Origin of the sequence: Kosmotoga sp. DU53 (genome assembly GCF_001639905.1) — a bacterium.
GTDB lineage: Bacteria > Thermotogota > Thermotogae > Petrotogales > Kosmotogaceae > Kosmotoga > Kosmotoga olearia.
In genome coordinates this window covers 1-10,878 of record NZ_JGCK01000011.1, presented here as the reverse complement: position 1 = coordinate 10,878, position 10,878 = coordinate 1, and the positions used below count along the sequence as shown (strand labels likewise).

Sequence of the window (10,878 nt, the reverse complement as noted above, 5' to 3'; positions counted from 1 at the left end):
CTTCCCCATGTAAGGCAAGGTTACCCTCTCTACCGGCCAACACTGGTTCACTTTCGTTCAGTTCCGGATTTTGCCTTAGGCTTCCTTCAGATTCACCGTTACCAGTGACACCCTTGCCCTCAGCTAATGCTTATCTCGCTCCCCGCATTCGGGACTTTCACCCTATAGTTGTATGTCATGCCGGGCACACCGAGGCAACTCCGCAGGAGTTCGTAACACCGGCGCAGCCGGTCGTAACAATCCCGAAGGGATTCGTATCCGCCACGCAACGGCCCTCTCGGTTCTCGGACTCTCGGACTCTCGATTCTTATCAGGAGTACGTATCACCGGCGCGGCCGGTCGTTTCAATCCCGAAGGGATTCGTTTCCGCTGCGAAGCAGCGATATTCAAAATCCTCCATTTGAGCCGATATTTCGTGAAATTTCCCCTTCAGAGGCAAATAGACGTGGAATTCTATACAAATATACGTTATAATCATAAGCGGACGTCCTTTTTCACCTGATTGGGAGGAGGAGTAGAGATGTACTTCCTTGAAAAAATCACTGTGGTTCCAAAACTTCCCGAGAAATTGAAACGTCTCGAGGAACTTGCTTACAATCTATGGTGGACGTGGAACCCGAAAGTAGAAGCTCTTTTCCGTTCGATGGATTCAGAACTCTGGTACGAGGTAAAGAGAAGTCCAGTAAAACTCATAAGGCGAATTAACCAGCAGAAACTCAACGAACTTGCAAAGAACGAAAAGTTTCTAAAAGAATATGCCGAAGTCGTTGCAGAATTCGATGCGTATATGAACAACAGTAATACATGGATGGACAAAAATCACCCAGACAGAAAAAACGAGCTTGTAGCGTATTTTTGTGCTGAATACGGCCTTCACGAATCTTTCCCTATCTATTCTGGGGGGCTGGGGATCCTTGCAGGAGACCACCTGAAAACCGCCAGCGATCTTGGACTTAACATCGTTGGGGTTGGTTTGTTATATCGTCATGGTTACTTTGTGCAAACCATAGACAAAACAGGCTGGCAGCATTCTGAATTTCCTAGTTATGATTTTTCCGACTTTCCGGTAGTATCCGCAACGAATGAAAAAGGTGAAGAGATTTACGTAAACATTGAATTTCCCGGAAGAAAGGTCTGGGCAAAGGTCTGGAAAGCGATGGTTGGGCGTTCAGTCCTTCTGCTTCTTGATACAGATGTTCCCATGAACGATCCCGAAGACAGAAAGATTACAGCCCAGCTTTACGGCGGAAATCGCGAGACGCGAATTCAGCAGGAACTTGTCCTCGGAATTGGTGGTGTCAGGGCTCTCAGGATGCTCGGTTACAATCCGAAGGTATGGCACATGAACGAAGGGCATGCTGCCTTTCTTGCATTGGAAAGGATCAGAGAGTATGTTCAGGGCAAAAAGCTCGACTTTAGAACAGCCATAGAATTGACCCGCGCCACCAACATTTTCACAACGCATACACCTGTCCCCGCCGGTAACGATGTCTTTGACCTGAGCCTCATAGACAAATACTTCTCAGAGTTCTGGCCAAAACTGAATGCTTCAAGACAGGAATTCATAGACCTTGGTCTCGAAAGAGGTGTTGGGGGCCATCAGCAATTCAGCATGACCGTTCTTGCCCTGAGATTATCAAGTCTGGCAAACGGTGTCAGCAAACTCCACGGAGAGGTTTCCAGAAAATTGTGGAGCCATGTATTTCCGGAGTATCCTGCCGTTGAAGTGCCCATAACTCACGTGACGAATGGTGTTCACATATGGACGTGGTTGAACCGCGACCTCAAGAAACTCTTTGATAAGTATTTCCCGAAAGGCTGGGAAGAAAAGATAACGGATTCTGAGATATGGGAATATGTCGATAAGATTCCTGACGAAGAACTCTGGGAAGTTCATATGAAACTAAAGGAAAGAATGAAAGTATTCCTTCAGGGCCGTATAAGACGACAACGTTTGAGGTGCGGAGAAACAATAGAAGAACTGATGGAAGTCGATAAACTCCTACCTGAAAAGATTCTTACGATAGGCTTCGCAAGGAGATTCGCCACATATAAGAGAGCTACCCTCATTTTGAAAGATATCGAAAGATTAAAGATGATACTCACAGATAACGAACGCCCGGTACAATTTGTCTTTGCAGGTAAAGCCCATCCAGCTGATGAGCCGGGGAAAGAACTCATACGTCAGTTATACCAGTTGTCAAGGATGCCAGAATTCAAGAATAGAATAATCATACTCGAAAACTACGATATGAATATTGCCCGTCATATGATTTCTGGCGTCGATGTCTGGATGAACAACCCCCGAAGACCTCACGAAGCAAGCGGTACCAGTGGCCAGAAAGCCGCTATGAATGGCGTCATAAATTTCAGTGTTATGGATGGATGGTGGGTCGAAGGTTACAACGGCGAAAACGGCTGGACAATTGGGGATAACAGAGACTACGACGATAACGAACTTCAGGACCGTATAGACAGTGTTTCTATCTATAGTACCCTCGAAAAGGAAATCATCCCGCTCTATTACAAAAGAGATGAAAAGGGTATTCCTCGAGAGTGGGTCAAGAAAATGAAAAACTCTATAAAGTCCGTAGCCCTCAATTTTAACAGCCACAGGATGCTTATAGAATACATAGAAAATCTCTACCTAAAGGGTGTCGAATACTATGAATTCATGAACGCTGATTCTTTCAAAAAGGCCTTAGAGATAGCAAGATGGCACCAACGGCTCCTTCAAAACTGGGGCTACATAAGAATAAAACCAAATCTTCTCAGGCCCAGCTCAGGGGACAGTTTGAGAGTTGGAAGCGAAATTTCGCTGACAGCCAACGTGTATCTTGGGGAATTGAAACCGGAAGAAGTTCGGGTGGAAATATATGTTGCCATGCTGAACGAAGATGGAGAAATAGTCAAATTCAAAACCTACCCGATGAAACTCGAAAAAGAGGATGTGCATGGTGAATATGTTTATACGGGCAAGTTCACAGTGGAAGAAGAGGGTAAAATGGTCTATACCATCAGGGTAATACCCAACCCTGAAAATCTTCCTAATGGTCATTTCTTACCAATGGCTAAATGGATATAGGTTTCAGAGAGAGCAATAAAAAGCGCGGGGAAAAACCCCGCGCTTTTTCAATTACATCAAAAAACCGAAAAATCACTTAAGGACTTCTCAAAATCTCCGGGTGAAATATCACCTTTCACAAAGGATTTGAATAATCCGGGCATCATCTTAAGCGTTTCGAGTTCATCGTCAACGAAAACCCTTCTTCTTATGTCATAACTGTTGTCTATGATCATTTCTGTTTTTTCATAGCCGTTGACAACCATTTCTAAAACCGCGTCATAAATCTCATCGATCTCACTGGAACTGAGCCCGAATTTGGAAAGCTGCTCAAAAATCTCATGAGGTTCGCTTCCTTCAGCAATCATTCGCAACACGATGCTTAGAATATCAGAATATGTCATCTATTATCATGCACCTCCTACCAATTCCCTGAAGCGGAGGGCATTTTGTACTGCCTGGCCCATGTAACAATTGTTGAAGAAAACAAAAACATCCGCTCCGGTTCTAAGAAATTCTAACACATCGAGAGCGAAACGTCTCAACTCATCATCTGAATAATTGTAATTATATCGAGCACTTCCTTCAGCACGGAACCATTTGGGATTCCTTCCGTGGAACCTGAAGTAAGCCAGATTCTTTCCCATTATGGGGCGATATGGGAACAGTCCCGGAAGTTGTGGTTCATCCACTGTAACCGGTGTAAAACCGAGCTCGATAACATAGTCATAGATTTTGGGGTCATCCCAGCTATCATTACGGAATTCCAGAGCGTAATGAATATTTTCACCTGAGAGCTTTTCGGCGATGAATTCCAGATACCTTAACCTTTCCTTCGTTGCTTTGAAAGCATAGGGGAACTGGAAAAGAATAGGCCCCAATCTACCTTCATCTTTGAACGGTTGGAGTGCGCTTAGGAAACGTAACATATCCTGTTTTGCTGCTTCTTTTTTCCCTTCTTTCCAATACTCGTGCGTTACTGCTGAAGGAGCTTTTGCTGTAAAAAGGAACTCGCCGGGAATCTTTCTTGAAATACCTGCAATTGTCTTATACGTTGGTTGCCTGTAATAAGTGAAATTCAACTCAACGGTATTAAAACGCCATACATGCTTATAATACTTAAGCATTTGAGATGATTTCACATCTGGAGGATAGACAGTTCCTACCCAATCTTTAAAAGAATACCCGCTCGTTCCGAGAAAAAGCAAAGGTTTACAGCTCCTCTATAATATACACAGGGTCATTGTTACTCAGCATAGCCGCGTTGGCTTCATCAGTATCCACATGAAATTCCAGAGCGTAAGATTTATTGACCCTTACAAGAACGTCGTCAAAAATGGTTTTTCTTCCACCGGTCCCCTCGCAGTAAACCATAACAATATCTTTATCCTTGACACCAAAGGCTTCTGCCTCTTCCGGTGTCATGTGGATGTGCCTTTTTGCAAGGATGACGCCTCTTTCAAGGATTACCGTTCCCTTTGGCCCAACAAGGGTCAGTCCAACAGAACCCTCATGATCGCCAGAATCCTTTATGGGAGGGTTAACCCCCAGTTTGAAAGCGTCAGTTTTCGAAATTTCAACCTGAGTGGCTTTTCTGACAGGCCCGAGGACTCTTACACCTTCGATAGCACCCTTAGGGCCAACAAGGATGACCTTCTCTTTTGCCGCGTACTGTCCAGGTTGTCCAAGATCCTTAATAGGCGTTAATTCATAACCTTTTCCAAAGAGAATTTCCAGATGCTCCTGAGACAGATGAACGTGTCTGTTAGAAACACCAGCTTTGATCGGAAGTTTTTTGAGTTTCACAGAAACACCTCCAGCTTCATTTTTTGAATTTATATGGACCAATAAGCGCATCCCTAACAACCCATTTTACACTCTCGGGGAGTTTCAGTGTAAATTCAGCCGGCCCACGTGCTACGTTGACCCAGCCGAGACCACAAATATGGATTTCCTGCCCGGCTTCCAGTCTCAGTTGATGGTTTTCAAATTTATAATTATCAAACCCGCTATTTCCGCAAGGTGGAACGAGAAACCGACCAAACCACTCAGACCAGCGCTCTTCAGCTTTTTCCGGGTTGGTTTCATGAACGACCACATTTTCAGAGGTAAGTATATGGAATATGGGCGATCGTCTTCCTTTATAACCTTTGACAGTAATAGAAACGAAGCTGCTGAAAAAGACAGTCCTGTCTTTCTTGGCGTTAATGGTTGTTACTGTCAATTTGTTTTGTGGAATAATCTTTGCCTGGCACCATGGATCGAGGAGATCGGTAACCCGATCATTTGTGAAAATTCCGGGAGTGTCTATCAGTGTCAGGCCTGTATCCTCGTTTTTTAACTGAACAAGCTCAAGAGTCGTTCCGGGATATTTACTGGCGGTCAGTTGGCCTTCACCGGTGAGGGCATTCAGTACCGACGACTTTCCGACATTCGTTACACCAACAACGAGAAACCGCCTGTCTTTTTTGCTCTTTAAAAATTTAACGAAACTTGATACACCTCTTCCAACTTTTGCTGACAGTAGTTTTACACGAGTTGATTGTACCTTTAACCTGTCTCGAGCCCATTTTTTTATTTCTGGTGGAGCAACTTCTTTGGGAACCAGATCCACCTTGTTTATAACATAATAAATGTTGTGTTCCTTCAGAAGTTCGACTATTTCCTCTCTGTAGGTTCCATCGAAATCGAATATATCTATCACGTAAATAACATTTTTGGCCAGGTGCAGGTATTTCTTCAAGCTTTCGAGAGATTTTACACCTTTCCTTTCCTTTTTGAACTTTCCATAATGTTTGAGCTGGAAGCAACGCTGACAAAGGATCTCTTTACCCTCTTTTTGCCTTCTTTCGAGAACATCTGCCGGAATATATCCGGGTACATCATCGTTAAACGTCTGTATTTCCACTCCACAGCCTTTACACTTCATTCATCAATCTCCTTCAGTTCCGCACTGGACTCTATAATCTTCAACACAACTGCTTCCAGTTTTCTCATGATTCGTGTCCAGAAGAATTCCTTATTAGAGAGAGGAACTACCTTGATGGTAAAAGCTCCGAGAAGATTCCCCATTAGAACATCCGTAAATAATTGATCACCAACAACAACGGTTTTATGCGGCAAAATATCCAACGATTTCAACAACCGTCTTACCTTTCCGGGATAGGGTTTTCTCGCTTCCGGGAGAATCTTTACTCCTGAAAGAGATTGTGGTATGTCTTTCAAACGTCTTTTTGAACCGTTAGAGACAATTACTACCTTGAATCCCAGAAGCTGTATACGCTTTATAAAAAGCTCTCTTTCGTGAGAAAGCGAGTTGGAATTCCAGGGCTGAAGAGTGTTGTCGAAATCAAATACCACCAGCTCGTAACCGGAATCTTTCAATTGTTCGAAATTTATATCTTCAACACGTTTGTGAAAGACGTGGGGGGTCAGCAAATCAATAGTCCTGACAAACCACCCAACCGTATAAAAGAACGTTACATAACTGGCCATTGTAAGGAAGGCTGCGATTTTTTTATAAAGAGCCGCATTTTTGTTGATAGCAGGACGAACCAAAATCGTATACATGCCGATACGATTCCCGGCTATAACGTCCGTCAAAAACAAGTCGCCAATAATGACCGTTTTCTCTGGAGCGGATCTTAGTTCCTTTAACACTCTCTGCATTTCTTTTGTACCGGGCTTTTTCATTGAATGATATATTTTGACTTTGTGTCCGAATATCTTTGTAATATGTTGAACTCTGTTGGCAGGAGCATTAGTTACAACTGCTACCTTGACACCTTTGTTCAAAAGAGAGTTAAATAAACTTTCGTTCCTCATATCAAAGGTCGATCGCCATACAGCGATCGTATTGTCATAATCGAAGAGGAACGTATTATACCCCTTATTTATGAGCTTGTCGTAGTCTATATCGCGAACACTTTTCGCTCTTTCCTTAGGTAGCGGTAACCTAAGTATGTCCAGGATTTTCACGTATTTCCACCACTTCCAGATCTATATAGTTGCCTATGCTTTCAAGAAAGTTCAGGGCATCTTTGAGTAAATCGCCGGGAACGATTATTTTTAAAAAACCGTCTTCAGTTACGTGCCTGATGTTCATAAGATTGTCCTCAGCTTCCACTATATAACAGAGAACATGAATATCCGGTTTGGCTATCTTTAAATAGAGATCATATTCCTGTGTGTTCGTCATGTTTCACCTCTCCATTATCTTACAGCAGTTCTGCTGCTGCGCTGGCAAGGACGGATCTCTCACCTTTTGTTAAGGTAACGCATCCAGCCAGTGGATGTTCCTTGAATCTGGACGCCGCATAAACCAGCCCACAACTGCTTGTATCGAGATAAATATTATCGATTTGATAAGGATCACCCGTCAGAATGATTTTCGTATCCTCACCAACTCTGGTGATTATAGTTTTTACCTCATGCGGAGTGAGGTTTTGAGCTTCGTCGATAATCATTAACTGATTCGGGATAGAACGTCCGCGAATATAACTGAGAATCTCAATTTCTAATTTCTCGCCTCGTTTAAGAAATGTATCAAGGTCCTGATGACGATTTGTGAACAACAGGAAAAGGTTATCATAAATTGGCTGCATCCACGGTCGAACCTTATCTTCCCTTGAACCGGGAAGATATCCTATATCTTTTCCCATAGGAATCAAAGGTCGCGCGACCAGAAGCCGGTCATAAACCTTTTCGTCAAGCACCTTCCTGAGCCCCGCTGCTAATGACAAAAGTGTTTTACCGGTTCCGGCCATACCTGGAATTGTTACCAGTTTTATTCTATCATCAAGAAGAAGTTCCATTACCAGCATCTGTTCAACATTGCGCGGCTGAATCCCCCAGCATGAAGTTTCCATGTTGACTTTTAGTTTGACGATTTTCTTACCATCGGGCGCAACACGTCCAAAGACGTCTTCGCCAAAATCTATGAAAAGATTTGGATATATCTCATCGTCTTCTAACTCTTTAGCCGGCAGTTCTCCTGTTTCCAGGAAACGTTTGCGCAAGATATCATCGTTTATCTTCAATATTCCAGATAACCCTTCGTCCAGGCTAACCTTATCCGCAAGATAATCCTGTGCTGGTATTCCCACCACATCGGCCTTAACTCTGAGATTTATATCCTTACTCACGAGCACGACAGGTACCTTGTTTCTCTTTTTCAATTCCAGAGTGTAAAGAAGTATGGCGTTGTCCTTGTAATTATGTTCCAAAAAAGGTGGCAATTCCACGTGAAACTCATTGAAAACCAGAACCTTCAACTTGCCTCCAGATGGAAGTGTAATTCCACCGGTAAGGCTTCCATTTTCTCTGTAAGAATCCAATATCCTGTTGACCTTTCTTGCACTCTGGCCAAGGGTTCCGGGTTTACTTTTCAACTTGTCTATCTCTTCAAGAACAGGAAACGGAATAATCACGTTGTTATCCTCGAATTTTTCAATACAATATGGATCATGTACCAGAACGTTCGTATCGAGAATGAAGTTCTTGACCATACCTATCCCCTCCAGCGCTTCACATATTTGCGAATGCTTGAAAACCCACCGAGCTTTTTCACCATTGCCAGAAAAACCTTTCCAGTAACCCTCGCATCATCAAGAGCTCTATGGGTTGGCGCATCCTTGATCTTCAACCTTTTTGCAAGTTCGGCAAGGCTGTACGACCCTTCCTTGAACAAATCCTTTGCTATCTTAAGGGTATCTATATACTGATTTGAAAGTGGAAACGTTCCTATTTCCTTACATGCGATGTCAAAGAACTTCATATCCACCTCAATACTGTGACCGACAATAATTGCATTGCCAAGATATTCCTTGAATCTTGGGAAAACATCGCTTATAGTGGGTTCACTTGTTACATCCTCATTCTTGAGACCATGTATCCCGGAAATATAAGCCGGGATCCTTATCTGTGGATTTACCAGTGAATGAAAGGCGAGGTCAACGAACATCTTGCCTCTATAAATGGGAATAGCGGCGATTTCAATAATACGATCTCCTCTCAAAGGAGAGGGTCCCGTGGTTTCAGTATCAATGACCACATATACTTTGTTCATCAAAATACCTCCTGAAAGAATTTTATCACGAGAAGAGGCAATAATTTGAGAGTTCGAGAAGGCCGCTTCGCGGCTGAGGCTCACGACGTTGTCAGTTGATTGAGCGCCGCTCACAAGGTTGAGGCTTGCGGACGCTGATTAAAAGCCGAGATTCGAGATTTGAGATCCGGGAACCGATAGCTGCTGCGCAGCTGAGGCTTGCAGACGCTGTGTCCGGCATCGCCCTTTATAAACAGAAGCTGTCATCCTGAACTTGATTCAGGATCTCGTACTTAAGAAAACGAGATTCTGGATAAAACATTTCCAGAATGACAGTGGGGGGTTAAGATTCTGGATAAAACATTTCCAGAATGACTGCTTTTTTCAACCGCTTGCGGTTCGGAACAACCACGTAGTGGTTCGAAACAACTCCGCAGGAGTTCGTGACAATCCCGAAGGGATTCATATCTGCCGCATAGCGGCCCTATCGACTCTCGGCTTCTCGATTTTCACGTACAACCCACAACCGACAACTGAGAAAACGTCAAGCCTGCATCTTCCAGTAGTCTTCAGGGGTTGAGGTTACAGCAACTCTTATAAGTGCGTTTTCAAATTCTTCAGGAGTCCACTCAGTGTCAGGATATTTTTCCCAGCAGTCATCAAGGATTCTATTCAACCCTATTTCAAGGTCTTTTAGGTGGTTACGAACGAAGATATTGTGTTCAAAAGATAAGTTAGTAATATATACCCTGCTTATTCTTCTTACCTTTCCTATGCTTTGCGCATTTATGAATACCCTTCTTACTGTACCGTAATATTTGATGAGTAAAAGAGGCATCCAGATAGTTTTTCCATCTGGTCCGGTGGTTATAACTTCTCTGAGTTTTACACCATAAAGCCCTCTCTTTTCTCTTGCCGCACTTTTCAAAGCAGCCCAATGTTTCATAGGGTTTATTTTATTCACCCAGTAAAGATATAATGAATATTCCGACTCGTTATCAGGCATCAGGACGTAGCTTAGAAGCTTAAATTCCTCTCTCAACCTGCTGACTATACTCACCCTGGACCTCCTTTTGACCTGGTTGCGGAATTGTTCTATTAATTTGATAATGGTGTTTACTGTGCCGTTCCTATCACTGATATTATAACCCTAAACCCCAGACACAATTTTTCATAATTTCAAATCTCAGTTCTTAAACCCGACATGCCATTCTGAACAACCCCTAACCCGTCATCCTGCCCCACAACCTGTCATCCTGAACTTGATTCAGGATCTCGTGCTTAGAAGGCGAGGTTCTGGATTAAAGATTTCCAGAATGACGGTGAAGAGGGAAGATTCTGGATAAAACATCTCCAGAATGACGGTTTTTACCCACTCCGAAGGAGTGCTTACCCCTGACGTAGTCAGGCTTACCCTTGGCGAAGCGTGCTCACCAGCCGCACAGCGGCCCTCTCACCTACTATGTCAAGTCAAGGAGACAGACTACCTGAAACTGTTCCCAAATGGCAGTTGGTTTGAGCAACAGAGACAGGCAGGGATAACTTTTCTTTCGTCATTTTTTTAGTCCCCGGTATGCTATTTCTTGTTGTATAATTTAACCGAGGACTCTTGTTCCCACGTGAGGAAAGGAAGAGTTCCTCATCGTAGGCTTTTAGGTTTCTTAGCATGGCGAAGGCTATCTTGACGAGGATGTTCGCCAATGCTCTGAGGGCAAGAGATGGTTTCTTGCCCTCTTTATTTGTCTTCTTGTCATAGTACGCCTTTCAT

10 protein-coding genes and 1 pseudogene are annotated in these 10,878 nt (G+C 43.4%); 1 reads left to right on the top strand and 10 read right to left on the bottom strand.

What is annotated here, in order from left to right:
• Positions 1 to 520: 520 nt before the first annotated feature.
• A complete protein-coding gene (gene glgP / locus DU53_RS01075; RefSeq protein ID WP_063727046.1) occupies positions 521 to 3,085 on the top strand; it encodes an alpha-glucan family phosphorylase in 2,565 nt (854 codons plus the stop codon).
• Positions 3,086 to 3,141: 56 nt separating this feature from the next.
• Here the strand turns inward: glgP and DU53_RS01070 are convergent, their stop codons facing one another.
• From DU53_RS01070 to DU53_RS11755, 10 genes and pseudogenes are all read right to left on the bottom strand, one after another.
• Positions 3,142 to 3,468 carry a hypothetical protein gene (locus tag DU53_RS01070; RefSeq protein ID WP_012744753.1) on the bottom strand — a complete coding sequence of 109 codons (327 nt, stop codon included), beginning with the start codon at positions 3,466 to 3,468 and terminating at the stop codon, positions 3,142 to 3,144.
• A 6-nt stretch (positions 3,469 to 3,474) separates the two neighbouring features.
• On the bottom strand, positions 3,475 to 4,272 hold the full coding sequence (locus DU53_RS01065) for a DUF72 domain-containing protein (RefSeq protein ID WP_063727043.1): 798 nt from the start codon (positions 4,270 to 4,272) through the stop codon (positions 3,475 to 3,477).
• Positions 4,273 to 4,276: 4 nt separating this feature from the next.
• Positions 4,277 to 4,921 carry a phosphate propanoyltransferase gene (gene pduL, locus DU53_RS01060; protein ID WP_063727042.1) on the bottom strand — a complete coding sequence of 215 codons (645 nt, stop codon included), beginning with the start codon at positions 4,919 to 4,921 and terminating at the stop codon, positions 4,277 to 4,279.
• Positions 4,887 to 5,993: a GTPase gene (locus tag DU53_RS01055; protein WP_063727040.1), complete on the bottom strand. Its 1,107-nt coding sequence runs from the start codon at positions 5,991 to 5,993 to the stop codon at positions 4,887 to 4,889. The genes pduL and DU53_RS01055 overlap by 35 nt, the downstream gene beginning before the upstream one ends.
• The gene (locus DU53_RS11760; RefSeq protein ID WP_082853730.1) at positions 5,990 to 7,042 is read right to left on the bottom strand and encodes a YqeG family HAD IIIA-type phosphatase; all 1,053 of its coding nucleotides are present in this window, start codon (positions 7,040 to 7,042) and stop codon (positions 5,990 to 5,992) included. The genes DU53_RS01055 and DU53_RS11760 overlap by 4 nt, the downstream gene beginning before the upstream one ends.
• A complete protein-coding gene (locus DU53_RS01045; RefSeq protein ID WP_012744748.1) occupies positions 7,020 to 7,262 on the bottom strand; it encodes a DUF4911 domain-containing protein in 243 nt (80 codons plus the stop codon). The genes DU53_RS11760 and DU53_RS01045 overlap by 23 nt, the downstream gene beginning before the upstream one ends.
• Positions 7,263 to 7,281: 19 nt before the next feature.
• Positions 7,282 to 8,571: a PhoH family protein gene (locus tag DU53_RS01040; RefSeq protein ID WP_063727038.1), complete on the bottom strand. Its 1,290-nt coding sequence runs from the start codon at positions 8,569 to 8,571 to the stop codon at positions 7,282 to 7,284.
• A gap of 2 nt (positions 8,572 to 8,573) precedes the next feature.
• Positions 8,574 to 9,131: a PolC-type DNA polymerase III gene (locus DU53_RS01035; RefSeq protein ID WP_012744746.1), complete on the bottom strand. Its 558-nt coding sequence runs from the start codon at positions 9,129 to 9,131 to the stop codon at positions 8,574 to 8,576.
• Between the two features lie 523 nt (positions 9,132 to 9,654).
• Entirely contained in the window at positions 9,655 to 10,170 is a 516-nt protein-coding gene (locus tag DU53_RS01030; RefSeq protein WP_063727037.1) for a hypothetical protein, read from the bottom strand.
• 410 nt (positions 10,171 to 10,580) lie between these two features.
• Positions 10,581 to 10,874 (bottom strand): annotated as a pseudogene (locus DU53_RS11755) (IS110 family transposase); the annotation flags it as partial.
• Between the last annotated feature and the right edge of the window lie 4 nt (positions 10,875 to 10,878).

Bases quoted from the DNA above. Each gene is read 5' to 3' on its own strand.
- DU53_RS01035 (WP_012744746.1), bottom strand. From the start codon at position 9,131: ATGAACAAAGTATATGTGGTCATTGATACTGAAACCACGGGACCCTCT.
- DU53_RS01055 (WP_063727040.1), bottom strand. From the start codon at position 5,993: ATGAAGTGTAAAGGCTGTGGAGTGGAAATACAGACGTTTAACGATGAT.
- DU53_RS01070 (WP_012744753.1), bottom strand. From the start codon at position 3,468: ATGACATATTCTGATATTCTAAGCATCGTGTTGCGAATGATTGCTGAA.
- DU53_RS01045 (WP_012744748.1), bottom strand. From the start codon at position 7,262: ATGACGAACACACAGGAATATGATCTCTATTTAAAGATAGCCAAACCG.
- DU53_RS01040 (WP_063727038.1), bottom strand. From the start codon at position 8,571: ATGGTCAAGAACTTCATTCTCGATACGAACGTTCTGGTACATGATCCA.
- pduL (WP_063727042.1), bottom strand. From the start codon at position 4,921: ATGCGCTTATTGGTCCATATAAATTCAAAAAATGAAGCTGGAGGTGTT.
- glgP (WP_063727046.1), top strand. From the start codon at position 521: ATGTACTTCCTTGAAAAAATCACTGTGGTTCCAAAACTTCCCGAGAAA.